The organism is Streptomyces sp. NPDC001093, assembly GCF_040298985.1.
Taxonomy (GTDB): Bacteria; Actinomycetota; Actinomycetes; order Streptomycetales; family Streptomycetaceae; genus Streptomyces.
In genome coordinates this window covers 1-25,512 of sequence record NZ_JBEPBF010000145.1, presented here as the reverse complement: position 1 = coordinate 25,512, position 25,512 = coordinate 1, and the positions used below count along the sequence as shown (strand labels likewise).

Annotated in this window: 19 protein-coding genes; 13 read left to right on the top strand and 6 right to left on the bottom strand. The window is 73.3% G+C overall.

Annotated features, from left to right (window positions below; all coding sequences use genetic code 11):
• Positions 1-207 (bottom strand): helix-turn-helix domain-containing protein (locus ABT288_RS42490; protein WP_351620142.1); only part of this gene is annotated, 207 nt, incomplete at its 3' end.
• Positions 208-703: 496 nt separating this feature from the next.
• On the opposite strand from ABT288_RS42490, the gene ABT288_RS42485 reads away from it, so the two are divergent.
• The 3 genes from ABT288_RS42485 to ABT288_RS42475 all read left to right on the top strand — a co-directional run bounded on the left by ABT288_RS42485 (position 704) and on the right by ABT288_RS42475 (position 4,862).
• Complete coding sequence (locus tag ABT288_RS42485; RefSeq protein WP_351620139.1) at positions 704-2,320, top strand: protein phosphatase 2C domain-containing protein; 1,617 nt, start codon at positions 704-706, stop codon at positions 2,318-2,320.
• A 27-nt stretch (positions 2,321-2,347) separates the two neighbouring features.
• Positions 2,348-4,090: a pyruvate dehydrogenase gene (locus ABT288_RS42480; RefSeq protein ID WP_351620136.1), complete on the top strand. Its 1,743-nt coding sequence runs from the start codon at positions 2,348-2,350 to the stop codon at positions 4,088-4,090.
• A 298-nt stretch (positions 4,091-4,388) separates the two neighbouring features.
• The gene (locus tag ABT288_RS42475) at positions 4,389-4,862 is read left to right on the top strand and encodes an ATP-binding protein (protein ID WP_351620133.1); all 474 of its coding nucleotides are present in this window, start codon (positions 4,389-4,391) and stop codon (positions 4,860-4,862) included.
• 296 nt (positions 4,863-5,158) lie between these two features.
• Here the strand turns inward: ABT288_RS42475 and ABT288_RS42470 are convergent, their stop codons facing one another.
• Positions 5,159-6,208 (bottom strand): DUF2637 domain-containing protein, encoded by a 1,050-nt coding sequence (locus ABT288_RS42470; protein ID WP_351620130.1) that lies wholly within the window; start codon positions 6,206-6,208, stop codon positions 5,159-5,161.
• A 429-nt stretch (positions 6,209-6,637) separates the two neighbouring features.
• Between ABT288_RS42470 and ABT288_RS42465 the strand changes: the two genes are divergently transcribed.
• On the top strand, positions 6,638-7,441 hold the full coding sequence (locus ABT288_RS42465) for a GntR family transcriptional regulator (RefSeq protein ID WP_351620127.1): 804 nt from the start codon (positions 6,638-6,640) through the stop codon (positions 7,439-7,441).
• A gap of 246 nt (positions 7,442-7,687) precedes the next feature.
• Here ABT288_RS42465 and ABT288_RS42460 read toward each other — a convergent pair whose 3' ends face one another.
• Together ABT288_RS42460 and ABT288_RS42455 are read right to left on the bottom strand one after the other, a co-directional pair.
• Positions 7,688-8,455, bottom strand: coding sequence for a hypothetical protein (locus ABT288_RS42460; RefSeq protein ID WP_351620124.1), 768 nt, complete (start codon positions 8,453-8,455; stop codon positions 7,688-7,690).
• Between the two features lie 166 nt (positions 8,456-8,621).
• Positions 8,622-10,295, bottom strand: coding sequence for a PucR family transcriptional regulator (locus ABT288_RS42455; protein WP_351620121.1), 1,674 nt, complete (start codon positions 10,293-10,295; stop codon positions 8,622-8,624).
• Between the two features lie 344 nt (positions 10,296-10,639).
• Here ABT288_RS42455 and ABT288_RS42450 point away from each other — a divergent pair, with 344 nt between their 5' ends.
• The 5 genes from ABT288_RS42450 (at position 10,640) to ABT288_RS42430 (ending at position 17,401) form a co-directional block, all read left to right on the top strand.
• Positions 10,640-11,533: an FAD binding domain-containing protein gene (locus tag ABT288_RS42450; protein WP_351620118.1), complete on the top strand. Its 894-nt coding sequence runs from the start codon at positions 10,640-10,642 to the stop codon at positions 11,531-11,533.
• Positions 11,533-12,141: a (2Fe-2S)-binding protein gene (locus tag ABT288_RS42445; RefSeq protein ID WP_351620115.1), complete on the top strand. Its 609-nt coding sequence runs from the start codon at positions 11,533-11,535 to the stop codon at positions 12,139-12,141. The genes ABT288_RS42450 and ABT288_RS42445 overlap by 1 nt, the downstream gene beginning before the upstream one ends.
• Before the next feature lies 1 nt (position 12,142).
• Entirely contained in the window at positions 12,143-14,527 is a 2,385-nt protein-coding gene (locus ABT288_RS42440; RefSeq protein ID WP_351620112.1) for a xanthine dehydrogenase family protein molybdopterin-binding subunit, read from the top strand.
• A gap of 210 nt (positions 14,528-14,737) precedes the next feature.
• Positions 14,738-16,204: an NCS2 family permease gene (locus ABT288_RS42435; protein ID WP_351620109.1), complete on the top strand. Its 1,467-nt coding sequence runs from the start codon at positions 14,738-14,740 to the stop codon at positions 16,202-16,204.
• Positions 16,205-16,249: 45 nt separating this feature from the next.
• The gene (locus ABT288_RS42430; RefSeq protein WP_351620106.1) at positions 16,250-17,401 is read left to right on the top strand and encodes an XdhC family protein; all 1,152 of its coding nucleotides are present in this window, start codon (positions 16,250-16,252) and stop codon (positions 17,399-17,401) included.
• Between the two features lie 13 nt (positions 17,402-17,414).
• Here ABT288_RS42430 and ABT288_RS42425 read toward each other — a convergent pair whose 3' ends face one another.
• Positions 17,415-17,855, bottom strand: a complete 441-nt coding sequence (locus tag ABT288_RS42425; RefSeq protein WP_351620103.1) for an SRPBCC family protein — start codon at positions 17,853-17,855, stop codon at positions 17,415-17,417.
• 83 nt (positions 17,856-17,938) lie between these two features.
• On the bottom strand, positions 17,939-18,706 hold the full coding sequence (locus ABT288_RS42420; RefSeq protein WP_351620145.1) for a polysaccharide deacetylase family protein: 768 nt from the start codon (positions 18,704-18,706) through the stop codon (positions 17,939-17,941).
• A gap of 152 nt (positions 18,707-18,858) precedes the next feature.
• On the opposite strand from ABT288_RS42420, the gene ABT288_RS42415 reads away from it, so the two are divergent.
• The 4 genes from ABT288_RS42415 to ABT288_RS42400 all read left to right on the top strand — a co-directional run bounded on the left by ABT288_RS42415 (position 18,859) and on the right by ABT288_RS42400 (position 25,302).
• The gene (locus ABT288_RS42415) at positions 18,859-19,497 is read left to right on the top strand and encodes a phosphoribosyltransferase (protein ID WP_351620100.1); all 639 of its coding nucleotides are present in this window, start codon (positions 18,859-18,861) and stop codon (positions 19,495-19,497) included.
• A 190-nt stretch (positions 19,498-19,687) separates the two neighbouring features.
• Complete coding sequence (locus ABT288_RS42410; protein WP_351620098.1) at positions 19,688-21,424, top strand: trypsin-like peptidase domain-containing protein; 1,737 nt, start codon at positions 19,688-19,690, stop codon at positions 21,422-21,424.
• A complete protein-coding gene (locus ABT288_RS42405) occupies positions 21,421-23,736 on the top strand; it encodes a tetratricopeptide repeat protein (RefSeq protein ID WP_351620096.1) in 2,316 nt (771 codons plus the stop codon). Before ABT288_RS42410 ends, ABT288_RS42405 begins: the two co-directional genes overlap by 4 nt.
• A gap of 57 nt (positions 23,737-23,793) precedes the next feature.
• Positions 23,794-25,302 carry a vWA domain-containing protein gene (locus ABT288_RS42400; protein WP_351620094.1) on the top strand — a complete coding sequence of 503 codons (1,509 nt, stop codon included), beginning with the start codon at positions 23,794-23,796 and terminating at the stop codon, positions 25,300-25,302.
• The last annotated feature ends 210 nt before the right edge of the window (positions 25,303-25,512 follow it).

Below are 25,512 nucleotides of genomic sequence, written 5' to 3'. Positions count from 1 at the left end.
CCCGGGCGGCGCCGCCACCCAGCGGCCCGGCCGGGCCGGGGACTGGGCGGCGAGCCCCTGCCGCTCCAGCCGGCGCAGCGCCCGCTCGGCGTCCGGCTCGGACAGCGTCAGGCGCCGCGCCAGATCGGTCACGTCGGCCGCGCCCACGGACACCAGCGCCCGGTACGCCGCCTCGTGTGTGTCGTCCAGCCCTATCGCCGCCAGCATCGGCCCACGTCCCTCCCCTGGAACCGGCCTGGAACCCAGGCCCGCAACCCGCCACCGACAAGCCGTCACGACGGGCCCGGCCTGGCGGAAACCGGCCACGGCGCAAACCCGCCGCGGAACATCATCGCCGTACCGGAGGTGGGTCTGCCAAGGTGGCAGCACCGCGGGGCGCGGGCGGCGCGCTCGATTCACAGCCGCGTCCCAGGAAACCAAGCCACAATCCCGCCATCCGACCGGTGCCCTGCCGCGGCCCGGTTCTCCGGAGCGTGGCCCGGGCCCGGACGTGTGCGAGCCATGCGAAGGGGATCCGGGGCCGGGCCACTTGGGACGTCGCCGGGCGGTCCTCCCGTGGGGGGTGGGGCCGCCCGGCGGCCATCTGCCCTCTCTCGTACGGCTGTTCACTCCTTCACCCGACACGCCGTACGGCGCGGCCGGGTGCACCGGATTTTCCCGATGCTCCGTTTTCATACGGCCCGTGCGGTGGACAATCAGGGGCATGAGCCAGCAGGGGGGAAGGCCCGCCCGTCCTGAGGACGACTGGTGGGGACAGCTGTACGACGACTCCACCGAGGACACGGGACCAACGGCCGCGCCCGATACCCTGGACGACCGCTTCGCCTCCGCGAAGTACACGGTGACGGACCTGCCGTTCCCGGCACCGCGCAGGTGGAATGCCGACGGCGCGGCACGCGGAGACGACGACGGCGGGGCGGGCGGCAGGGAGTCCCCGGAGCCCGCGGTGCCGTCGCAACGCGCGGCCCAGGACCCCGCCGCCGTTACCCCGGCTGCCGAGGAGCCCCCCGCGGTTCCTCCCCCCGCGCCGCCCCGCCAGGGGTCCCCCTGGGAGCCTCCTCCGGCCGCACCCCCGACCCCGTCGACGCTGTCCCCGGCCGCCGGCCACACGGAACCGACCCCGACACCGACCGCACCCACCGACCGACCCCTCTCCCCACCGAAGACACCGTCACCCGCCCGCCCGGACCAGCCCCCACCCCCACCCGCGCCGTTCCCCGATCCGCAAATCCCGCCGACGCCCCCCGACCCGCAGCTCCCGGACGTGCATGCCGCCGCGGCGGGCGTCGGCGGTCGGGCCGTCGAGGCTGCCGTCGCCTCGCCCGTGCCCCCGCCCCCCTCCGCCGTCGACTACGTCGGCTCCGGTCCGCCCACCTACGACCCCGAGCCCACCGCGCTGCCGTCCGTCGATCCGGACGGGCTGGGGGAGTTGGTCGCGGACACGGTGCTGGACGGTGCGCGGTACGGGGCGTGCACCCTGCGGGCGGTGTCGATGCGCGGGGACTCGGCGCGGTACCGGGGCGAGCCGCGCCGGGACTCGCTGCTCACTGCCCGGTTCGGGACGGGGCGGCAGGCGCTGGTGCTCGTCGCGATGGCGACCGGGGTGCGGGGCGCACCGGGTGCGCATCTGGCGGCGGCCGAGGCGTGCCGGTGGATCGGGCGGGCCGTGGGCCGCAGTCATCAGCGGCTCGTGGAGGACATCCGGGCGGCCCGGCGCGGCGACCTGAAGTCGGGGCTGCACCGGCTGACCGACCGCAGCCTCGGCATGCTCCGCGCGAGCGCCGCCGAACAGGGAGTCGACCCGGAGGAGTACTCGGCGAGCCTGCGTTGTCTGCTGGTGTCCGCCGACCCCGACTGCCGTACGCGCGTGTTCTTCGGCGTCGGCGACGGCGGCCTGTTCCGGCTGCGGGACGGCGCGTGGCAGGACATCGAGCCGGAGGCGTCACCGGCCGACACCGCCGGCGGCTCGGTCGTGGGTTTCGGCTCCCCGGCGAAAACGTTTGCCGAAACCCCCGATGGCGACCGGCTCACCATGGACTTCGGTATCCCGACCCCGCCGAGCCCGTACGAACCGGCGCCCGAGCCGCCCCGCGAGCCGTTCCGGTTCCGCGCCTCGGTGGCCCGCCCGGGTGATGCCCTGGTGATGTGCACCGCGGGTCTGGCCGATCCGCTGCGCGGCGAGGCCGCCCTCTGCGCCTACCTGGCTCGCCGCTGGTCCGGCCGGACCCCGCCCGGGCTCGCCGCGTTCCTCGCCGACGCCCAGGTTCGGGTGAAGGGTTACGCCGACGACCGTACGGCGGCGGCCGTGTGGGAGGCGTAACCGTTTCCCCTGTGCATCCATGGGTGCATGGCCAAACAGAACGTAGCGGAGCAGTTCGTCGACATCCTCGTCCGCGCCGGAGTACGACGCCTCTACGGCGTGGTCGGGGACAGTCTCAACCCGGTGGTGGACGCCGTCCGCCGCAACGCCGCCATCGACTGGATCCACGTACGCCACGAGGAGACCGCCGCCTTCGCGGCCGGCGCCGAGGCGCAGATCACCGGGAAGCTGGCGGCCTGCGCCGGCTCCTGCGGCCCGGGCAACCTGCACCTGATCAACGGCTTGTACGACGCGCACCGCTCCATGGCCCCGGTGCTCGCGCTCGCCTCCCACATCCCGTCCAGCGAGATCGGCCTCGGCTACTTCCAGGAGACCCACCCCGACCGGCTCTTCCAGGAGTGCAGCCACTACAGCGAGCTGATCTCCAGCCCGAAGCAGATGCCCCGGCTGCTGCAGACCGCCATCCAGCACGCGGTCGGGCGGAGCGGGGTGAGCGTGGTCGCGCTGCCCGGCGACATCGCCGCCCAGCCGGCCCCGGAGAAGGCCGCGCAGAGCGCCCTCGTCGCCTCCCGGCCGACGGTCCGGCCCGGCGACGCCGAGATCGACGCGCTGGTGGAGATGATCGACGCGGCGGACCGGGTAACCCTTTTCTGCGGCAGCGGCACGGCGGGTGCGCACGCGGAGGTCATGGAGTTCGCCGGGAAGATCAAGTCTCCGGTGGGACATGCGCTGCGGGGCAAGGAGTTCATCCAGTACGACAACCCGTACGACGTCGGTATGAGCGGGCTGCTCGGCTACGGCGCCGCCTACGAGGCCACCCACGAGTGCGACCTGCTGATCCTGCTCGGCACCGATTTCCCGTACAACGCCTTCCTCCCCGACGACGTGCGGATCGCGCAGGTCGACGTGCGGCCCGAGGTGCTCGGCCGCCGCTCCCGCCTCGACCTCGCCGTGTGGGGCGAGGTGCGCGAGACGCTGAGCTGCCTGATCCCTCGGGTGCGGGAGAAGACCGACCGGCGCTTCCTCGACCGGATGCTGAAGAAGCACGCCGACGCGCTGGAGGGCGTGGTCCGGGCCTACACCCGCAAGGTGGACAAGCACGTCCCGATCCACCCCGAGTACGTGGCCGCCGTCCTCGACGAAGTCGCCGACGGCGAAGCGGTGTTCACCGTCGACACCGGGATGTGCAATGTGTGGGCCGCGCGGTACCTCTCGCCCAACGGACGGCGCAGGATCATCGGTTCGTTCTCGCACGGGTCGATGGCGAACGCGCTGCCCATGGCGATCGGCGCCCAGTTCACCGACCGGCGCCGGCAGGTGGTCTCCGTGTCCGGCGACGGCGGCTTCTCCATGCTGATGGGCGACTTCCTGACCCTCGTGCAGTACGAGCTGCCCGTCAAGGTCGTGCTGTTCAACAACTCCTCCCTGGGCATGGTCGAACTGGAGATGCTGGTCTCCGGGCTGCCCTCCTACGGCACCACCAACACCAACCCCGACTTCGCCGCCGTCGCCCGCGCCTGCGGTGCCCACGGGGTCCGGGTGGAGAAGCCCAAGCAGCTCGCCGGCGCGCTCAAGGACGCCTTCCGGCACAAGGGACCGGCCCTGGTGGACATCGTCACCGACCCCAACGCCCTGTCCATCCCGCCGAAGATCAGCGCCGAGATGGTCACCGGGTTCGCGCTGTCCGCCTCCAAGATCGTGCTGGACGGCGGCGTGGGCCGCATGCTCCAGATGGCCCGCTCCAACCTGCGCAACGTGCCGCGCCCCTGAGGGGGACAGCAGGGAGTGGATTTCGGCCACTTTCACGGCGTGTGACGGCGTGCCGACGGCCGGTGCCGGACGCATCTGCCCGGCCGTCCCGGGGCGTCCGTGGCGCCCAGGGCCCTGAGGGGAGCCGGCCACCCGGGTGCGGCGCGGCCCGGTGGCCGGCCCGGGCGCCGTACGGCGGTGGCCGAACCGCCGGTCATCGGGCATGCGTGATGACTGCCTGTGTGCGTGCTGGGCAAGCATCCCCCGTGAACGTGTTCGACCAGGAGGGGCAGGGTCCAGCGGCGTGCGGGCGGGGGTCATGAAGAGTCAGGCACGAGGGGGCGGTCCCGCGGTCGTCGGGGGCTCCTCGGCGGCGACGGGGGAAGAGGCCGGCACCATCACGGGGCGCGCGCACCGGATCCGGCGCAGGCTGGGGCGGGCGGATCTCAAGGCGGTGCCCGAGGCCCGCCGGGAGGTGCGCGAACTGCTGCGGCACTGGGGGAAACCGGGCCGTTCGGAGATCGCCGAACTGCTCACCAGCGAACTGGTCACCAACGCGCTCGTCCACACCGACGACGACGCGGTCCTCACGGCGGTCGTGCAGCCGGGGGGACTGCGCGTGGAGGTACGGGACTTCGTGGCCCGCAGACCGGAGCTGAGAGGCCCGGACTCGGACGACGACACCCATGGGCGGGGGCTGATGCTGGTGCAGTCCCTCGCGGACGCCTGGGGTGTGCGGCCGCACGGGGTGGGCAAGTCGGTGTGGTTCGAACTGGGCGCCGAGGCCGCGTGACGCTCCGCGGGACGCGGGTTCACCGAGTGCGGGTCCGTTGCGGCTGGTCGCGCAGTTCTCCGCGCCCCTCGGGAGGTTGCACTTCCGTCGGTTTCGACGCGCCCCGTCCCTGTGGGCTGCCGTCGAGGCGGCGCGGTCGCCTGACAGGGGACGGGCCGCGGCACGGGCCGGGCGGGTGGCGGCCTGAGCGGACGGGCCGTGTGGGAAACGGGCCGTGTGGGAAACGGGCCGTGTGGGAAACGGGCCGGGGGCGTGACCCGTGCGGTCACGCCCCCGGCCCGTCATGAGCGGTGGTCCTAGCCGAACTGCTGCTCCAGGTCCTTCAGCTTGCGCTCCAGGGAGTCGAGCCGCGGCAGGGCCATGGTGTCGTCCTCGGCGGTGAGGTCGACGGTCACCTGCTCAGCGGACCCGCTGCGGACCGGCTGCAGGGAGGGACGGGCGCGTACGGGCAGCTGTTCCGCGGTCGATATGGCAGGCTCCGCGGTCGCCTGGGCGGGGCCGCGCTCCACGGCCTGCACCTCCACCTCGACCTGCCGCCCGCCCCGGCTGACGAAGCCGCGGTGGCCCCGGCTGATCGCCTTCAGCTGGGCGCGCTCGATCCGCTGCTGGTCGCGCCGGCGCTGCCGCGTCTCCTCCTTCTGGCGCCTGTCGTCGCGGACCTCCTCGACCGCCTCGTCCAGGCTGCGCACGCCCTCCAGGAGCATCAGCGACCAGGCCCTGTAGGTCTCACGGGGGGCGCGCAGCCAGCGCACGATACGGATCTGCGGCAGCGGACGAGGCACCAGGCCCTGCTCGCGCAGCGCGGCCCGGCGGGTCTGCTTCAGCGCCCGGTCGAACAGGACGGCCGCCGACAGCGACATACCGGAGAAGAACTGCGGCGCGCCCGCGTGGCCGGCGCCCCGGGGCGCGTGCACCCAGTTGAACCAGGCCGCCGCCGCGGCGAACATCCACACGAGGATCCGGGAGCCGAGGGCCGCGTCACCGTGGCTGGCCTCGCGCACCGCGAGGACGGAGCAGAACATCGCGGCGCCGTCCAGGCCGAACGGCACCAGGTACTGCCAGCCGCCGGTCAGCCCCAGGTTCTGTTCGCCGAAGCCGACGAGGCCGTGGAAGGACAGGGCGGCCGCGACCGCCGCACAGCAGAACAGGAGCACGTAGGAGGCCGTGCCGTAGATGGCCTCCTTGCGTCTGCGGCGCTCCTCGCTGCGCTCCCAGGAGTCGTCCGCGCTCGCGTTCTCCCCGGAGGAGCGCTTGCCGCGCGCGAGCACCGCCACCGCCGCCAGCATTCCCAGGAGCAGTACGGCGCCCGGAAGCAGCCAGTTCAGCGATATGTCGGTCAGTCTCATCAGGGGTCCCTTGCATTGGGATAGGGCGTAACGCCCGCCATAGTGGCCCACTCCCGAGGGCCCTCAGGGGGTTTCGGGGCAAGAGGCCGCCAAGGAAGTGCAAGGGGATGCCCAGGACGGCGTTCTGCTCGAACTGCCGCTTGAGGGGCGGGAGTTGAGTTCGAATAAGACTACCCGCACGGGCGGTTCCCGGGAAAGTTCCCGTGGCGTGTGGGGGAGTTGTGAATCGACTGTCCGATGATCTTAGTGGACCCGGGCCGGCGTCGTTTCGCCGTCGGTCCTCGATCGCGGGCCGAATTGCATAGGTAAGGCTAACCTTATCGGTTCTGTGTGAATTTGAACTGGCGCCCCGGGCGCCTAAGGTGCTTGACGGACAAGTGACAACCTGCCGTTAATGACCCAAGTGCCGACAAGCCGCCAGGAGGGACCGTGAAGCAGACCGCGCAGGCCTCCGCCGGGGCGGGGGCACCGGAGCGCGCGACGCCGCCCGGTGACGTCCGGGTGCCGCCGCAGCCGCGCGCGGCCGACGCCCCGGACGGCTTCCGTGCGCGGGACACCGCCGTGCCCGCCGCGCGCGGGGAGCACACGCACAGTGAGCGGCCGATTCCCCAGCCGCGGCCGGCGGTGCAGCGCTCCTCGGTGCGCGGGCAGATCCTGGACGCGCTGCGCACGGCGCTGGTGACCGGGGAGCTGAAGCCGGGCGAGGTCTACTCGGCGCCGGTGCTCGGCGAGCGGTTCGGCGTCTCGGCCACGCCCGTGCGGGAGGCCATGCAGCAGCTCGCCCTGGAGGGCGCGGTCGAGGTCGTGCCCAACCGCGGGTTCCGGGTGGTCGAGCGGGGAGCGCGGGAACTCGCCGAGCTGGCGGAGGTGCGGGCGCTCATCGAGGTGCCGGTGCTGCTGCGGCTGGCCCGGACCGTGCCGGGTGAGCGGTGGGCCGAACTGCGTCCGCTCGCGGAGGAGACGGTACGCGCGGCGGCCTCCGGCTGCCCGGCGACGTACGGGGAGTCCGACCGCGCCTTCCACCGCGCCCTGCTCGCCCTGTCGGGCAACGAGCAGCTGGTCGGCATCGCGTCCGATCTGCACCGGCGCGCGCAGTGGCCGCCGGTCCGGCGCGGCCCGGCGTATCTGGTGGCGGACGCGACCGAGCACATGGCTCTGCTGGACGCGCTGATCGCCGGGGACGTGGATGTGGTGCGGGGGCTGGTCGCGCAGCACTTCGCGGGTGTGGGCTGAGGGGGCCGGACAGGGCGCGTCGGGGTCCGGGCCGTCTTCCGGGCGCGGGCCCGCGTCGTGGCTGGTTGCGCCCACGCGGCGGAGCCGCACACCGGCACGGCCCCGCGCCCTTTGCGGGGCGTACCCGCGCCCGGCATCGAGTCCGCCCCCACTCTCCCCTGCGCCGTGGCCGCACCCGGCATCGAGCTCGCCCCACTTTCCCCTACGCCGTGGCCGCACCCGGCATCGAGCTCGCCCCACTTTCCCCTACGCCGTGGCCGCCCCCGGCGTCGGCGGAGACAACTGCCGTGCCAGCCATGTCGGTACACCCCCGAGCAGCCGGAACAACCGCCGGGCCTCCTCCCGCAACCGCGAGGCCTCCGGCTCGGATTCCGCGTCGGCCAGTGAAGCCAGCGCGGGCGCGGTGCCCACCAGGTAGCCCAACTCCTCGCGGATCCGCAGCGATTCGGCGAAGCCATGCCGTGCCTCGGTCAACTCGCCGTCGCGCAGGGCGAGTCCGGCGAGATGCCGCCAGGTGAAGGACAGCAACAGCGGATCCGCGTGCGCGGTGGCGCCCGCGTGCGCCCGGCGGTACGCGGCGCGGGCCGCCTGCGGGGACCGGGTCAGGTTCTCCGCGATCAGGCCCCGGCGGAAGTCCAGCAGGGCCCGGCCCGGCGCCCCCGGAGGGATCAGCGCCGCCCCTCGCCCCAGCGCGGCCCGCGCCTCGTCCGCGCGGTCCCGGACGCCGTGCAGCGTTGCCGTGTAGGCGAGTTGGCCGCGCTCGCAGGCGGCGGCCCCCCGCTCCTCGTCGGTGTGCGCGAGCGCCTCCGCCGTCCGCAGGGCGTCCTCCGCGTCCTCCCAGCCCCGCTCGGTGTACAGACAGCGTTCGACCAGCAGCGCGGCCCGCTGCAGGGCCGCTGCGGCGGTGTCCCGCGGCAGCAGGGCCGCTGCGTCCGCCCAGCAGGCCCGCGAGCGCAACCGCCATACCGCGGTCTGGAGCGGATCGTCACCGGCGGTCGTTCCGTTACCAGACATGGCGGTATGCGCCACGTTGCCCTCCCCGAGCACGCCATCGAGCTGTTGAGTGGTGGCGGCATTCCAGCACCAATCGCCGGGCCGGGCCAAGAGGGTGGGTGAAAGATTTCACAAAGTCGTGGGGCGCGGGCGTGACCGGGCGTGGCCGCCGCACGCCCCGGCGACCTCAGCTCATGCGCAGGGCGAGGAAGAAGTCGAGCTTGTCCTCCAGGCGCGACAGGTCCCGTCCCGTCAACTGCTCGATCCGGCCGACCCGGTAGCGCAGTGTGTTGACGTGCAGGTGGAGCCGGGTGGCGCAGCGGGTCCAGGAGCCGTCGCAGTCCAGGAACGCCTCCAGGGTGGGGATCAGCTCGGCCCGGTGGCGGCGGTCGTAGTCCGTCAGCGGGTCCAGCAGGCGGGCCGTGAAGGCGCGGCGGACGTCGTCCGGGACGAAGGGGAGCAGCAGGACGTGCGAGGCCAGCTCCTGGTGCCCCGCCGCGCAGACCCGGCCCGGGCGGGCGGCCGCCACCCGGCGGGCGTGCCGGGCCTCCTCCAGGGCGCCGCGCAGGCCCTCCGCGGAGTGCACGGCCGCGCTGACGCCGAGGGTGAGCCGCCCGTCGTCGTTCAGGCCCGCCGAGAGCGTCTCCCGCACCGACTGCAGCAGGGAGTCGGCCAGCAGCCCGGTCTCCGAGCCGTCGTGCTCGGCGGAGACCGCCGGGAGCGGCACCAGGGCGATCGCCTCGTCGCCGGTGTGGGCGACGGCGATCCGGTCGGACGGCTCCGGGCCGGTCGACTGCGGGTCGACCAGCACCTCCTCCAGGAGGGACTGGGCGACCGGGCCGCCCTCGACCCCGTCGCCCTCCCACTCCACGCGGGCCACCACGACCTGCCAGTGCGGGGCCGTGCCGAGCCCGGGCAGCAGCACCGGGGCGGCCACCCGCAGACGGGCCGCGATCTCGGCCGGTGCGGCACCCGTCTGGACCAGCTCCAGGACCTCCTGGGCGAGCCGGCGCCGCACCGTGCGCGCCGCGTCCCGGCGGTCCCGCTCGACCGAGATCAGCTGGGTGACGCCCTGCAGCAGGTCCAGCCGCTCCTCGGGCCAGTCGCCCGCGTCCGCCTCGACGGCCAGCAGCCAGTCCGACAGCACCGTCTCGCGGACATCGCGGGCGGCCTGCGGGGAGCGGCCGGAGGAGCGGATCGGGAAGAGGGAGTAGGTGGCTCCGCCGAGCAGGACGCGGTGCGGGCCGCGGCGGCCGGTGCGGGTGGCGGCCAGGTGCTCGGCGGCGAGTCTGGCGCATGTCTCGGCGGGCAGCGCCGGGCCCCCGACCTTGGAGCCGGCGATCAGCCGGCCGGTCGGGGCGAGCACCCAGGCGCGCAGGTCCAGGTCGGTCCCGAGCAGGTCCAGGACCACGTCCGGGCCGCCGCCCGCCGGGCCCGAGGTCATCATCCGCCGGTGCCGGTCCACCACGGCCGCCAGGTCCCCGGCGCGCTCGCCGGAGACCTGCCGTACGACGTGCTCGGTGATCGTGGCGAAGGCCACCGACTCGTGCACCGCGAACAGCGGCAGCCGGTGCCTGGCGCAGGCGAGCACCAGGTCGTCCGGGATGTCGCCCAGCTCCGCCTCGCCGGCGGCGAGCGCCGCCACCCCGGCCTGCACCAGGATCCGTACGAACGGCTCGGAGTCGGTGGCGTCCTTGCGCCAGGCGAGGCCGGTCAGCACCAGCTCGCCCCCGGAGAGATAGCGGCTCGGGTCGCGCAGGTCCGTGGTCATGACCCCGCGTACCGAACGGTCCAGCTCGTCCTCGCCGCCGAGCAGCCGCAGGCCCAGCGCATCAGTGTCCAAAAGTGCGCGCAGCCGCATCTCGTCGCCGCCGTTCTTTGTCTCGAAACCTACGATGGATCTTGGAGGGTGACGGGGTGGTCACCCGGAACCCGACGCCCGGGGACGCATTCGGCGGTCCTCCTGCTGTTTCCTGCGTTTCTCCAGGAAAACCGAGAGGTTGCCGATGTCCTCCGTTCATACGAATCTACAAGATGCTCGCCGTGGCCAGCGAACTCCTTCATGGTTTCGGTGACTGACCCCGCTGGAGTGGGGGGCGGTGTACTGAGTCCACTCCGCGTTAACAGCACATGAACGAGCCGCGCACGCCGCAGACGGATTGGCTCAATCTGAACGACCCATTGAGACGAAGAAGAGAGCCGGTCATGGACTTCCTTCGCCCTGCCAGCTGGGAGGAGGCGCTCGCCGCGAAGGCCGAGCACCCTACCGCTGTGCCGATCGCGGGTGGCACCGATGTGATGGTCGAGATCAACTTCGACCACCGCCGGCCCGAGTGTCTGCTCGACCTGAACCGCATCGGTGACCTCTACGAGTGGGAGGTCGGCGAGGGAAGCGTACGGCTGGGTGCCTCCGTGCCGTACACCAAGATCATGGAGAGCCTCCGCGCGGAGCTGCCGGGTCTCGCGCTCGCCTCGCACACCGTCGCCTCCCCGCAGATCCGCAACCGCGGCGGCGTCGGCGGCAACCTCGGCACGGCCTCGCCCGCCGGTGACGCCCACCCCGCGCTGCTCGCGGCCGGCGCCGAGGTCGAGGTGGAGTCGGCGGCCCGTGGCACCCGTCTCATCCCGATCGACGAGTTCTACACCGGCGTCAAGCGCAACGCGCTCCAGCCCGACGAGCTGATCCGCGCCGTCCACGTCAGGAAGGCCGACGGACCGCAGCAGTACTCCAAGGTCGGCACCCGCAACGCCATGGTCATCGCCGTGTGCGCCTTCGGCCTCGCCCTGCACCCCGAGACCCGTACGGTCCGAACCGGCATCGGCTCGGCCGCGCCCACGCCCGTACGGGCCAGGACCGCCGAGGAGTTCCTGAACGCGGCGCTCGAAGAGGGCGGCTTCTGGGACAACGGAAAGATCATCACCCCGTCGGTCGCCAAGCAGTTCGCCGACCTGTGCTCGGCCGCCTGCAACCCGATCGACGACGTCCGGGGCACGGCGAGCTACCGCCGCCACGCGGTCGGCGTGATGGCCCGCCGGACGCTCACCTGGACCTGGGAGTCGTACCGCGGCGCCCGCCGCACCTCGGAGGGAGCTGCGTAATGCGCGTCAACTTCACCGTCAACGGACGTCCGCAGGAGGCCGACGACGTCTGGGAGGGCGAGTCCCTGCTGTACGTCCTGCGTGAGCGCCTCGGCCTGCCGGGCTCGAAGAACGCCTGTGAGCAGGGCGAGTGCGGCTCCTGCACCGTGCGCCTGGACGGCGTGCCGGTCTGTTCCTGCCTGGTCGCGGCCGGCCAGGTCGAGGGCCGCGACGTGGTGACCGTCGAGGGCCTGGCGGACTACGCCAAGCAGCGCGCCGAGGGCGGCTGCGCGTCCGGCGCCTGCGGGACGACCCTGCAGGACGCCCAGCCGGGGGTGCCCCCGGGCGAAGCCTGGGGGAGGAAGGCCACGGGCACCGACTCGCAGACCGGCGAGGGCGGCGAACTCTCCGCGATCCAGCAGGCGTTCATCGACGCGGGCGCCGTCCAGTGCGGCTTCTGCACCCCGGGTCTGCTCGTCGCTTCCGACGAACTCCTGGAGCGCAACCCGAACCCGTCCGACGCGGACATCCGCGAGGCGCTGTCGGGCAACCTGTGCCGCTGCACGGGCTACGAGAAGATCATGGACGCGGTCCGCCTGGCGGCCGCCCGCCAGTCCGAGGGGGTCTGAGATGCCGGCCAACGGCGCTCCTACGAAGATCACGCAGGGCTCGCAGACCAAGGGCGGCATCGGCGAGTCCACGCTCCGCCCGGACGGCACCCTCAAGGTCACCGGCGAGTTCGCGTACTCGTCCGACATGTGGCACGAGGACATGCTGTGGGGCCAGATCCTGCGCTCCACCGTCGCACACGCCGAGATCGTCTCCATCGACACCTCCGAGGCCCTGGCGACGGCGGGCGTGTACGCGGTCCTGACGTACGACGACCTGCCCACCGAGGTGAAGAACTACGGCCTGGAGATCCAGGACACCCCGGTCCTCGCGCACGGCAAGGTGCGCCACCACGGCGAGCCGGTCGCCCTCGTCGCCGCCGACCACCCGGAGACGGCCCGCCGCGCCGCCGCGAAGATCAAGGTGGAGTACCGCGAACTCCCGGTCGTCACCGACGAGAAGTCGGCCCTGGCCCCGGACGCGATCCTCGTCCACGAGAACCGCGACGACCACCACATCGGGCACGTCCCGCACCCGAACATCGTCCACCGCCAGCCGATCATCCGCGGCGATGTGGCAGAGGCGCGCAAGCGGGCCGACGTGATCGTCGAGGGCGAGTACACCTTCGGCATGCAGGACCAGGCCTTCCTCGGCCCCGAGTCCGGCCTCGCCGTGCCCGAGGAGGACGGCGGCGTCCACCTCTACATCGCCACCCAGTGGCTCCACTCCGACCTGCGCCAGATCGCGCCCGTCCTCGGCCTGCCCGAGGAGAAGGTGCGCATGACGCTGGCCGGCGTCGGCGGCGCGTTCGGCGGCCGCGAGGACCTGTCGATGCAGATCCACGCGTGCCTGCTCGCCCTGCGCACCGGCAAGCCCGTCAAGATCGTCTACAACCGGTTCGAGTCCTTCTTCGGGCACGTCCACCGCCACCCGGCGAAGCTCTACTACGAGCACGGCGCCACCAAGGACGGCAAGCTCACCCACCTGAAGTGCCGGATCGTCCTGGACGGCGGCGCGTACGCCTCCGCCTCCCCGGCGGTCGTCGGCAACGCCTCCTCCCTGTCGGTCGGGCCGTACGTCGTGGACGACGTCGACATCGAGGCCATCGCCCTCTACACCAACAACCCGCCCTGCGGCGCCATGCGCGGCTTCGGCGCGGTCCAGGCGTGCTTCGCCTACGAGGCGCAGATGGACAAGCTGGCGAAGAAGCTGGGCATGGACCCGGTGGAGTTCCGGCAGCTCAACGCGATGGAGCAGGGGACCGTCATGCCGACCGGGCAGCCGGTCGACTCCCCGGCCCCGGTCGCCGAACTCCTGCGCCGCGTCAAGGCGATGCCGCTGCCGCCCGAGCGCCAGTGGGAGTCCAGCGAGGGCGCCGACGTACGGCAGCTGCCCGGCGGCCTGTCCAACACCACGCACGGCGAGGGCGTCGTACGCGGAATCGGTTACGCGGTCGGCATCAAGAACGTCGGCTTCTCCGAGGGCTTCGACGACTACTCCACCGCCAAGGTGCGGATGGAGGTCGTGGGCGGCGAGCCGGTCGCGACCGTGCACACCGCGATGGCGGAGGTCGGCCAGGGCGGTGTCACCGTCCACGCGCAGATCGCCCGCACCGAGCTCGGCGTCACCCAGGTGACCATCCACCCCGCCGACACGCAGGTCGGTTCCGCGGGTTCGACCTCGGCCTCCCGGCAGACGTACGTCACGGGCGGCGCCGTGAAGAACGCCTGCGGGCTCGTCCGCGAGAAGGTCCTGGAGATCGGGCGCCGCAAGTTCGGCACCTACCACCCGGCCTGGGCGACCGCCGAACTCCTGCTGGAGGGCGGCAAGGTCGTCACCGACGGCGGCGAGGTCCTCGGCGACCTGGTCGACGTCCTTCAGGACGAGGCCGTGGAGGTCGAGGAGGTGTGGCGGCACCGGCCGACCGAGGCCTTCGACCTGCGCACCGGCCAGGGCAACGGACACGTCCAGTACTCCTTCGCGGCGCACCGCGCGGTGGTCGAGGTCGACACCGAGCTCGGCCTGGTCAAGGTCATCGAGCTGGCCTGCGCCCAGGACGTCGGCAAGGCGCTCAACCCGCTCTCCGTCATCGGCCAGATCCAGGGCGGCACGACCCAGGGCCTGGGCGTGGCGGTGATGGAGGAGATCATCGTCGATCCCAAGACCGCCAAGGTCAGGAACCCCTCCTTCACGGACTACCTGATCCCCACGATTCTCGACACGCCGACCATCCCGGTCGACGTGCTCGAACTCGCCGACGACCACGCCCCGTACGGGCTGCGCGGCATCGGCGAGGCCCCGACCCTGTCGTCCACCCCGGCCGTCCTCGCGGCGATCCGGAACGCGACGGGGCTGGAGCTCAACCGCACTCCGGTGCGGCCCGAGCACCTCACGGGAACCGCGTAACACCCAGAAGCTCTCCGGGCGGCGCAGGGAACGTCACACACTCCGCCGCGCCGCCCGGAGGAACCCCCTTTGAGTTCCGCACCGCTCGCGGTCCTTGAAGTACCAGGAAATTCGTTCGTCTCGGGCCGTCCCCCGGGTCGTCCATTCCCAAATCCCGTGACCGTAGAGGCGGTTGCACGGGTGCCCCTGTGAACCTTGGGAGATGGCACCATGACCCAGCAGTCAGTGGAGCCCACGACCTCCGCCGAAGACGCGGGCGCGGGTTCGCGTCCGTCGGCCGGCAGGTCGTGGCTCGACCGGTACTTCCACATATCCGAAAGAGGATCCACCATCGCGACCGAGGTCCGCGGTGGCGTCACCACCTTCATGGCGATGGCGTACATCCTTCTGCTCAACCCGGTGATCCTCAGTGGCGCGGACAAGTCCGGCGACTCTCTGGGACAGAAGGCCCTCATCACGGCCACCGCGCTCGGCGCGGCGGCCACCACCCTCCTCATGGGCTGGATCGGCAAGGCGCCGCTCGCCATGGCCGCCGGACTCTCCGTCTCCGGTGTGCTGGCCGGTCTGGTCATGGGAACCAAGACCCTGACATGGGCTCAGGGCCTGGGCATGTGCATCGCGTACGGCGCCGTGATCATGTTGTTGGTGGTCACCGGTCTCCGCGAGATGATCATGAACGCGATCCCGCTGCCGCTCAAGCACGGCATCACGATGGGCATCGGTCTGTTCATCGCGTTCATCGGCCTGGTCAAGGCCGGATTCGTGCACGCCGGTACGGCCACGCCGGTCACGCTGGGCGTCAACGGTGAGCTGGTCGGCTGGCCCGTCCTGCTCTTCGCCGTCACCCTGTTGCTCATCTTCGCGCTGCAGACCCGCAAGGTTCCGGGTGCCATCCTCATCGGCATCGTCACCGGTACCGTTCTCGCGATGGTCGTCAACGCGACCGGCCTGGCCGACGGCAAGGGCTGGGCCAACGGCGACGGGCCCGCTCTGCACGGCAGCGCCCTGTCGATGCCGGACTTCTCGCTCATCGGCAAGGTGTCCTTCAGCGGCCTGGGCGACGTCGGCTACATGACGGTGACCTTCATCGTCTTCACGCTGGTCCTCGCCGGCTTCTTCGACGCGATGGCCACCATCATCGGCATCGGCACCGAGGCCAACCTCGCCGATGCCCGGGGACGTATGCCGGGCCTGTCCAAGGCGCTGTTCATCGACGGTGCCGGCGGTGTCGTCGGCGGTGTCGTGGGCGGCTCCGGCCAGACGGTGTTCGTGGAGTCCGCGACCGGCGTCGGCGAGGGGGCCCGTACCGGACTGTCCTCCGTGGTCACCGGTGGGTTCTTCGCCCTCTGCCTCTTCTTCACACCGATCACGGCGATCGTGCCGCGCGAGGTGGCCTCGGCCGCCCTCGTCACCATCGGCGCGATGATGATGATGAACGCCCGTCATGTGGACTGGGGCGACCGCTCCGTCGCGATCCCGGTCTTCCTGACGGTCGTGATCATGCCGTTCACGTACTCGATCACCCCCGGTGTCGCCGCCGGAGTGATCTCCTACGTGGTCATCAAGCTCGCCCAGGGCAAGTGGCGGGAGATCGGCGGCTTCATGTGGGGACTGACGGTGCTGTTCCTCGTCTACTTCTCACTGCATCCCATCAGAGCGCTGCTGGGCGTGCACTAGCCGGTCGAACGCCCCTTCCGCGCCATCCCGTCAGGAGACCGACAGATGCTGGACATCGCCGAAGAGCTGAACCGGTGGGTCGAGCAGGGCCGTGACTTCGCCGTCGCCACCGTGGTGGCCGTCGGCGGCAGCGCCCCGCGCCAGCCCGGCGCCGCCCTCGCGGTGGACGCCGAGGGCACGGCCGTCGGCTCGGTCTCCGGCGGGTGCGTGGAGGGCGCCGTGTACGAGCTGTGCCGGCAGGCGCTCGAGGACGGGGAAACCGTGCTCGAACGCTTCGGCTACAGCGACGAGGATGCCTTCGCCGTCGGCCTGACCTGTGGCGGCACGATCGACATCCTCGTCACACCGGTCCGGGCGGACGGTCCCGCCCGGCCGGTGGTCGCCGCCGCGCTGGCCGCCGCCGCCCGTGGGGAGGCGGCGGCGGTCGCGCGGATCGTGGAGGGACCGGCACAGCTGCGGGGCCGGGCCCTCCTCGTCCGCCCCGACGGCTCCTGCGACGGCGGCTTCGGCGGCCACCCCGAGCTGGACCGCACGGTCGCCGCCGAGACCGGCGCCTTCCTCGACGCGGGCCGCACCGGCACCCTGGAGATCGGCGAACGGGGCTCGCGCTGCGGCGCACCGCTCACCGTCCTCGTCGAGTCCTCCGTCCCCGCACCCCGGATGATCGTCTTCGGCGCGATCGACTTCGCCTCCGCCCTGGTCCGCGTCGGCAAGTTCCTCGGCTACCACGTCACGCTGTGCGACGCCCGCCCGGTGTTCGCCACCCGGACCCGCTTCCCCGAGGCCGACGAGATCGTCGTCGAGTGGCCGCACACGTACCTGGAGCGCACCGAGACCGACGGCCGCACCGTCCTGTGCGTCCTGACCCACGACGCCAAGTTCGACGTACCGCTGCTGAAGCTGGCCCTGCGGCTGCCGGTCGCCTACGTCGGCGCGATGGGCTCCCGCCGCACCCACCTCGACCGCAACGAGCGGCTGCGCGCGGTCGGCGTCAGCGAGCCCGAACTCGCCCGCCTGCGTTCTCCCATCGGTCTCGACCTCGGCGCCCGTACGCCGGAGGAGACGGCCCTGTCCATCGGTGCGGAGATCGTCGCGAACCGGCGCGGCGGCAGCGGCGTCTCGCTCACCGGCGCGCACACCCCGATCCACCGCGACATGGCCTCGTGGCCGGCCGCGGCGATCGGCTCGGTGGCCTGAGGCCGGCCCCGGCTCACGCCCGCCTGAGCAGCCGGTTCACCGCTCGCCCGAACATCGCGCGCGCCGTGCTCTCCAGTACGCCGTCGAAGGCACGGGGCAGGAGGCGCACCCGCAGTTCCTCCTGCCACACCACGCGGCTGCGGCCCCCCGGCCCCGGCAGGACCTCGATCTCCGCCCAGCCCAGCACCGCCCGGCCGCGCTTCTCCAGGCGGCACAGCCCGCCCTCGCCGTCGGCGGGCGGGCGCCAGACCGTGACCTCCATGACGTCGTCGAAGGCCAGCGGGCCGATGCCGGAACGGGCCACGAACCGCGTGCCCACGCCGGTGGGCCCGTCGGTGAGCACTCGGATCCGGGTCAGCGGGACCGCGTCGGCGTGGCGGGGCCACTCGGTGAGTCGGCGCCACGCCTCGTCGAGAGGGAGCGGGGCCGTACGGGCGAAGGTGAAGATCGGCACGCCACGATCGTAGGCAATGGGCGCCGGCCGGCGGGGCGTTCGGTCCCCGCTCCCTCGCGGGGAGGACCAACCCCGGGAGAGCCTCAGGGCCGGTACACCTTCCCCGGTTCGGCCTTGCCGGGCGCCAGCAGCTGAGGCACCGTCACGAAAACGTATCCGCGCGCTTTCAGGGCGTCGATGATGCCCGGTACGGCGGGCACGGTGCCCGGGTAGATGTCGTGCAGCAGGATGATCCCGTCCCGGGACGCCTGGTCGAGGACCCGCTTGGTGATGAGCTTCGAGTCGTTGGTCGTGTAGTCCTTGGCGGTCACGCTCCACAGCACCTCCGCCAGGCCCATCTCCTTGGCGATCTTGTGCACGTTGCTGTCCGTACGGCCCTGCGGCGGGCGCATCAGCGTGGGCTTGCGCCCGGTGAGCCGCTCGATCGCGTCGTCCGGCCGCTTCAGCTCCTCGCGTATCTGACTGTCCGATATCCGCGTGAGGATCTTGTGGTCCCAGGTGTGGCTCGCGACCTCGTGCCCCTCGGCCGCCATCCGCTTGACCAGCTGCGGGTACTTCTCGATGTGGTTCTTGCCGAGCAGGAAGAAGGTGGCGGGGACCTTCTTCTGCTTGAGGATGTCGAGCAGCCGCGCCGAGTTCTCGCTGGGCCCCGCGTCGAAGGTGAGCGCGATGCACCTGGCCTGGCGGCAGTCGACGCTCCCGAACGCCGCCGGCGCCCCGTGCACCGCCGCGGCACGCACGGTGCTCGGGGCGGTCGTGTCGACCTGGGCGCAGCCGGACAGCGTGAGCGCGAGACCGAGTGCCGCCGAGGCGAGCGCGGCCGGACGCAACCTTCGGGCGGCTCCGCGCATCCTTCCGGTCGCGGCCTTCGGCGTCGGGATCCTGGCGGTCGAAAGAGGCATACAGCAACTATACACTCAGTATATAGAGTGTGTGTTCGAATCTCGCGGGAGGGTCCGACCGGTAGCACCATGGAGGGAGAGGCACCGGGAGGAGGACGGCCATGCGCTTCCGGGACCGTGCCCAAGCCGGACGGGAACTCGCCGGACTGCTGAGCGAGCTGCGTGAACAGGGCGCTCTCGTCGATCCGCTCGTCCTCGCCCTGCCCCGTGGCGGCATCGCCGTCGCCGAGCCCGTCGCCCGCGCCCTCGGCGCCCAGCTCGACGTGCTCATCGTCCGCAAGATCGGCGCGCCGCACCACCAGGAGTTCGCCGTCGGCGCGCTGGTCGGCGACGACCCGCCGCTCTTCAACACCGGATCCCTGGACCGGCTCGGCCTGACCGAGGAGTCCATGGCCCCGGTGGTGGAACGCGAGCGGCGGGAACTGCGCCGCCGGGAGGAGCGGTATCGCGGCGACCGTCCGGCGCCGGACCCCGCGGGCCGTACGGTGATCGTGGTCGACGACGGGCTGGCCACGGGGGCGACCGCCCGTGCGGCCCTGCGCCATGTACGGCGGCGCGGGCCCGCGCACCTGGTGCTGGCCGTGCCCGTCGGCGCGCCCGACTCCCTGGACCGCCTCGCCTCCGAGGCCGACATGATCGTGTGCCCGCATCGGCCGGCCGGGTTCACGGCGGTGGGCCAGTGGTACGTGGACTTCGAGCAGTTGTCGGATGCGGAGGTCCTGGCCGCGCTGGGGCGGTGACGGGGCTCCGCCGCCGGGGGGCTCTCGCCGCTGCCGGGTGCGGCGCCGTCGTGGTTTCTCGCGCCCCACGCGGCGGAGCCGCACATCGACACAGCCCCGCGCCCCTTGGGGGCGCTTGTTTCCCGTCCCTCCGTAACACTCCCGTGCACACCAGTAGTACCGGGCCGGTACGCGGAGTAGCCTCGGGGCCATGACGCGCACGGGGGAGCGAGCCGTCAAGTCGTGGTTACGGACACCGTCCTGGATCGCCCGGATCGAGGCGCCGGACGGGCAGGTGCTCGGTGCCGGGGTGCTGCTCGCCCCCGACCGGGTGCTCACCGCCGGCCATGTCGCCGGGCCCGGCCACCGCTACATCGTCCGCCTCGTCGGCGTACCCGGCCTGGAGGCCGTATCCGCGACGGTCCGCGAGGACGAGCACGTGCCGCAGCGCGAGGACGCCTTCGGCGACCGCAGCGGCGACCTCGCCCTGCTGCGGCTGGCCGCACCGCTGCCCGCCGCGCACACCACCCGGCTCTACCGGCTCGCCGCACCGCACGGACCGGTGAGCATGTACGGCTTCCCGGCCGGCGACGACGGCGGCCGCTGGCACGGCGCCACGCTGGTCGCCGCCCGCGGCCGGGACAGCCAGGTGCAGCTGCGCCCGCTGACCCCGGGCGAGCTGGCCGCACCCGGCTTCAGCGGCGGGGGAGTGGTCGACCACGCCACCGACCAGGTCATCGGCATCGTCCTCAGCGTGGACGAGGGGCCGGGATCGGCCTTCAGCTACATGAGTCCCACCGAGACCATCCTCCGGCATCTGCCGCAGGCCGCCGCCTGGACCGACGGCGCCGAGGCGGTCGATCCCCGGCTGCGCACCGGCGCCTCGGCGGCGGCCGGCACGCTGGACGTGCCGTTCGCCACCGAGCTCGCCTCCTGGTTCCGCGGCGAGGGCTGGCCGGTCCTCGTCACCGTCGCCCCCGCCCGCAGCGACCGCGCCTGGACCCTGAACCGGGCCGTCACCCTCGCCGACCGGGAACTGCGCACCGACCGCAACACCAGCGGCTTCAGCCACGACCCGCCCGAGACCGTGCCCCCGGCCGGCGCACACGATCTCGCCCTGGACGTCAAGGGGCTGACGACTGGTCAGGTCATGGACCGCATCGCCGCCCGGCTCGGCATCCGTGACGACATCCGGCCCGAACGGCTCGGCGCCCTGCGCGTCCCGCTCGCCGCCGTCCTGGCCGGCGTCGACCAGGCCGCCGAACCCGACGCCCTGCTCGGCCTGCTGGACCGGCTCGCCCGGCAGGGGGCCCGGCTGCTGCTGGTCTTCCGCCGCCGGGGCGAACGTGCGGACCAGGCCGCCGAGTGCCTCGTACACCGCCCGCTGCGCGACCGCTGGAGCCGACTGCACGGCGAACTCGACCGGATCGTGGACGAGTTGGGGCCGGGCCTCGACCGGCTCCGGGACCGGGTGCTGCCCGGCCCCGGTACCCGGCAGCTGGTGGAGCAGGCCGAAGCGGGCGTACGGCGCACCCGGATGCTGCGCGCCTGGGTCGCCCACACCCCCGAGCGGGAGCACGAACCCGGCCGCGCCGACCTGCTGTTCACCTTCGAGGACGCCGCCGACCGCCGAAGACAGCGCCTGGAACAGGCGATCGGCGTCCTCGACGCCCGGCTGCGCCGCCGCGAGGAACTCCTCGGCCGGGTCAGCGCCGAGTGGCCGCTGTGCCGCAGGCGGGCCGCCGCGCACGGCGACCAGGTGATGGAGGCCTACCGGCTCTACGAGCACGCCCTGTCCCTGCTGCGGCACACCCCCTGCGACATCGAGCGGGCCGAGGCCGCCGTCGAGCGCTTCGTCGGCTTCTGCTCCGCCTCGGCACCGTCCGCCCCGCCCGCACCGGCGCAGCCCACCGCGCCCGGCGCACCCCGGAAGGAGGGCGCACCGTGACCTCGTGCCTCCGGCCCGGCTGCGCGGGCCACATCATGGGCACCGGATACTGCGACACCTGCGGCCGCCGCCACGCCGAGCCCCGCCCCGCGTCGCGTCCCCAGCCACCGACACCGGCCGCACCGCGTACCGAACCGCGCACCGGACCGCGGACCCCGCTCCCGGCCACCCCGGCCGAGGAGAGTCCCGGTCCGCCGGCCGTGCACGCCGTCGCCGGGGTCGGAGACCTCGACCAGCACGGACTGGTCGTGCTGCCCGAGGTGCCCGCCCCCGACGACGTACTGGTGGCCGACCCGCGCCCGCCCACCGGGGGCCGCCGCTGCGGTGCGAACGGCTGCGCCATGACCATCGGCGTCGGCTACGGCGGCCGGCCGGCCCCCGCCACCGGCCACTGCCCCCGCTGCGGCACGCCCTACTCCCTGCTGCCCCAGCTGAACACGGGTGACGTGGTCGCCGACCACTACCGCGTACTCGGCTGCCTCGGCGGCGGCGGGCTCGGCTGGATCCATCTCGCCGAGGACACCCGTGCCGACGGCCACCGGGTCGTCCTCAAGGGCCAGATCGACGCCCACGACGCGCTCGCCCGCCGCACCGCCGTCGAGGAGCGCCGCTCCCTGACCGACCTGCACCACCCCGACATCGTCCGGCTCATCACCTACGCCGACCACCACGTCCCGGGCCGTCCGCCCACCGGCTACCTGGTCATGGACTACATCGGCGGCCGTTCCCTGCAGCAGCTCTTCGACGCCGACGACGTCGAACGGATCTTCCACGGCCGCCCCCGCCTGGACCACGTCCTCACCTACGGCTGCAAGATCCTCGGCGCCCTGGAGTACATGCACGAACGCGGCCTGCTCTACTGCGACATGAAGCCCGCCAACGTCATCCACTTCGGCCGGGCGATCAAGGTCATCGACCTCGGCGCGGTCCGCGCGATCGGCGACCGCGCCTCCGCCTACGTCTACACGGCCCCGTTCGCCCCGCCCCAGGAGGAGATCGGCCGGCGCGGCTGGCACGTCGACAGCGACCTCTACACCGTCGGCATGACCCTCCAGGCGCTCCTCCACAGCACCGAACCGGCCCGCGGCCTCGCCCCGGACTCCTTCCGCCGGCTGATCGACCGCGCCACCCACCCCGAGCCCCGCGCCCGGTTCCGGTCCGCGGCCGAGATGTCCCGCCAACTCTGGGAAGTGTTGCGGGAGTTCCGCTCGCTGCAGTTCGGCGAGCAGCTGCCGGAGAGCTCCACCCGGTTCCGGGCCACCGGCGCCAGCCTCGACGCCGGGCTCGGCGCGATCCCGGCCCTGGACCACTTCACCGCCCGCCCCGCCGGTCGGCCGCCCGGCCTCGACGTCGCCCCGCCCTCCGCCGCCGAGGTCGCCGGCGCCCTCCCGGAGCCGGTCCCCGACCCCGACGACGGCGCCGCCCTGCTGCTGGACACCTTCCCGCCCGACGCCCCCGACCGGGTTGCCCGGCAGTGGCCCCGCGAATCCCGCCTCGGCACCCCGGAGACCGCGCTGTGGCTGTGCCGCGCCTACCTCAGACGCGGCGAGCGGGAGCAGGCCGAGAGCTGGCTCGCCGAGGCCGAGACCCAGCTCGGCGAACGCGCCGCCGCGCACGACTGGCGCATCGCCTGGCACCGCGGCGTCCTCCACCTCAGCAGAGGCGAGGTACGCCCGGCCGGCACCCGCTTCGACGCCGTCTACCGGGCCCTGCCCGGCGAGTACGTGCCCAAGCTCGCCCTCGCCTACTGCGCGGAACACGAGGCCGGGCCCGCCGGTCCGCAGCGCGTCCAGCGGGCCATGCGTTTCTACGAGGCCGTATGGAAACGGGACTTCGCGCACACCGCCGCGGCCTTCGGGCTGGCCCGAGGCCATCTGGCCGGCGGTGACCGGGACGCCGCCGTCCGCGTCCTCGACGACGTGCCCGCCACCTCCCGGCACCACGACGCCGCCCGGATCGCGGCCGTCCGCGTCCGCGCCGGCATCCTGCGCGGCGGCCCGCCCACACCGGCCGACCTGCGGGACGCCGCCCGGCGGCTGCCCGGGCTGCGCCTCGACGGCGGCGCCGCCGACGGCGAGTCCCGGGCCCGGCTGGTCGCCGAGGTGCGCGAGAACGTCCTGTGCTGCCGGCCGGAACAGGGCTGGGGACCGGAGTTCCCCGCCGGTGACCTCCTCGGACCCGGCGACGAGGACGGCCTGCGCCGCCTGCTGGAGCACTCCTTGCGCCTGCTGGCAGCGCAGGCCCGCACCGCCGACGAGCACGGCCGGCTGCTCGACCTGGCCCACGCGGTCCGGCCGGTCACCACCTTCTGACACCCGAGCACGCCCTAGCACGCCCGAGCACGCCCGTGACCACCTGGGGGACACACGATGACCGTGGCCGAGGAGATCGAGGTGACACTCGCGGTCGGCCAGCAGAAGGAACTGCCCGCCGAAGCCGAGCCCGGGCAGTCCGCCGACCGGGAGATGCACGCCATCCTGGAGATCGGCGTCCGCGGCCACGGCGGCCCGGAATCCGGTCCCGCCCCCGCGCACGGAGCGGGCCCCGCGCTCGCCGAGGTGCTGATCGTCGACACCTCCCGTTCCATGCTCCACCCCGCCGCCAAACTGCACGCGGCGAAGGACGCCACGGCCGCGGCACTCCGGCTGCTGCCCGACGGCACCGCGTTCGCCGTGCTCTCCGGGCGGTTCGGCGCCACCGTGGTCCATCCCGGCCCCGGCCGCGCCCCGATGGCCGCCGCCGACCCCGCCGAACGGGAGGCCGCCGAGCGGGCCGTACGGATCCTGGACGCGGACGGCGGCACCGCCCTCGGCACCTGGCTCGACCTCGCCCGGCGGCTGCTGAAGGAGCAGCCCGCCCCCGTCAAGCACGTCCTCCTCCTCACCGACGGCCGCAACGAGCACGACCACCGGGCCGCCATGTCGCTGGAGACCGCGCTGGACGCCTGCGAGGGCCGGTTCGTCTGCGACGCCTGGGGCATCGGCGACGACTGGGACGCCGAACTGCTGCTGCGCATCACCCGGCGGCTGCACGGCCGCGCCGGGGCGGTCCGTGAGGAGGCGGAACTGACCGCCGCCTACGAGGAGTTGGTGACCGGACTGCTCGGCACCGCGATCCCCGAGCTGCGCATCAGGATCACCCCCACCCCCGGCACGGTGATCCGCCAGGTCAAGCAGGTCGTCCCGGGCGAGCAGGAACTGTCCGCCGTTCCGGCCGGCTCCGGCGGCCCCGGCGCCGAGTACGTCACCCGGGCCTGGGGCGACGAGATACGTCACTTCCAGGTCGTCCTCACCGCCGACCCGGCCGGCCGCGAGACCGGCGAGGACCTTCAGCTCGCCGCCGTGGAGGTGGCCGTACCCGACTTCGGGCGCCCGGTACGGCTGCCCGCGCCGCGGCCCGTCCTGGTCCGCTGGACCGACAACCCGCTCGACGCCTCCCGGCAGCATCCCGGGGTCCGCCGGTACGAGCTGTACCAGCAGGTGAGCGCCGCCGTCGCGGGGGCCTACCAGGCCTGGCTGCGCGGCACCGGCGGCCGGGCCGCCGCCGACCGTCACCTGGCGCGCGCCCTGGCCCTCGCCACCGAGCTGGGCGACACCCAGCTCCTCGGCGCGCTGCGGCGGATCGAGGAACCGGGCGCCGGCCGGGTCCGCGCCGGCCTGAAGGACGTCGACTGGCAGCACCTGATCCTCTCCAGCGCCATGACGACCCCGCCCCAGCCGCCCAGCCCCGGCCCACCGTCCGCGCCCCCGCCCGGCACCCCCGCGCCCCCCGGCACCGACGCCCTGACCGAGTGCCCGCACTGCAAGTGGCTCGGCCCGGCCGACTCGGTCTACTGCGGTGGCGACTGCGGACGCCGGCTGAAGGAGCCGGCCTCATGACCCCCGGCACGGGCGCGGCGCCTTTCGGCGGCGACCCGGCTCACGGCACTCGTGCGGGCGGTCGCCGCGGCGAGCTGCGTGAGGCTTCCGGCGTGTTCCGTGGCCGGGCGCGTCCCGGGCACCCCGGTGGCCCGGACCTGCCCAGCGGCCCGTCGGCCGATGGACATCTCCGGGCAGGGCGCGCTCTGTGACCGCACCAAGTTGACTGAC

What these genes read in the sequence shown, in the direction of transcription:
- ABT288_RS42400 (WP_351620094.1), top strand. Translation starts at nt 23,794, where the DNA reads ATGACCGTGGCCGAGGAGATCGAGGTGACACTCGCGGTCGGCCAGCAG.
- ABT288_RS42475 (WP_351620133.1), top strand. Translation starts at nt 4,389, where the DNA reads ATGAAGAGTCAGGCACGAGGGGGCGGTCCCGCGGTCGTCGGGGGCTCC.
- ABT288_RS42420 (WP_351620145.1), bottom strand. Translation starts at nt 18,706, where the DNA reads ATGCGCGGAGCCGCCCGAAGGTTGCGTCCGGCCGCGCTCGCCTCGGCG.
- ABT288_RS42480 (WP_351620136.1), top strand. Translation starts at nt 2,348, where the DNA reads ATGGCCAAACAGAACGTAGCGGAGCAGTTCGTCGACATCCTCGTCCGC.
- ABT288_RS42415 (WP_351620100.1), top strand. Translation starts at nt 18,859, where the DNA reads ATGCGCTTCCGGGACCGTGCCCAAGCCGGACGGGAACTCGCCGGACTG.
- ABT288_RS42445 (WP_351620115.1), top strand. Translation starts at nt 11,533, where the DNA reads ATGCGCGTCAACTTCACCGTCAACGGACGTCCGCAGGAGGCCGACGAC.
- ABT288_RS42485 (WP_351620139.1), top strand. Translation starts at nt 704, where the DNA reads ATGAGCCAGCAGGGGGGAAGGCCCGCCCGTCCTGAGGACGACTGGTGG.
- ABT288_RS42455 (WP_351620121.1), bottom strand. Translation starts at nt 10,295, where the DNA reads ATGCGGCTGCGCGCACTTTTGGACACTGATGCGCTGGGCCTGCGGCTG.
- ABT288_RS42450 (WP_351620118.1), top strand. Translation starts at nt 10,640, where the DNA reads ATGGACTTCCTTCGCCCTGCCAGCTGGGAGGAGGCGCTCGCCGCGAAG.
- ABT288_RS42430 (WP_351620106.1), top strand. Translation starts at nt 16,250, where the DNA reads ATGCTGGACATCGCCGAAGAGCTGAACCGGTGGGTCGAGCAGGGCCGT.
- ABT288_RS42440 (WP_351620112.1), top strand. Translation starts at nt 12,143, where the DNA reads ATGCCGGCCAACGGCGCTCCTACGAAGATCACGCAGGGCTCGCAGACC.
- ABT288_RS42460 (WP_351620124.1), bottom strand. Translation starts at nt 8,455, where the DNA reads ATGTCTGGTAACGGAACGACCGCCGGTGACGATCCGCTCCAGACCGCG.
- ABT288_RS42470 (WP_351620130.1), bottom strand. Translation starts at nt 6,208, where the DNA reads ATGAGACTGACCGACATATCGCTGAACTGGCTGCTTCCGGGCGCCGTA.
- ABT288_RS42435 (WP_351620109.1), top strand. Translation starts at nt 14,738, where the DNA reads ATGACCCAGCAGTCAGTGGAGCCCACGACCTCCGCCGAAGACGCGGGC.
- ABT288_RS42410 (WP_351620098.1), top strand. Translation starts at nt 19,688, where the DNA reads ATGACGCGCACGGGGGAGCGAGCCGTCAAGTCGTGGTTACGGACACCG.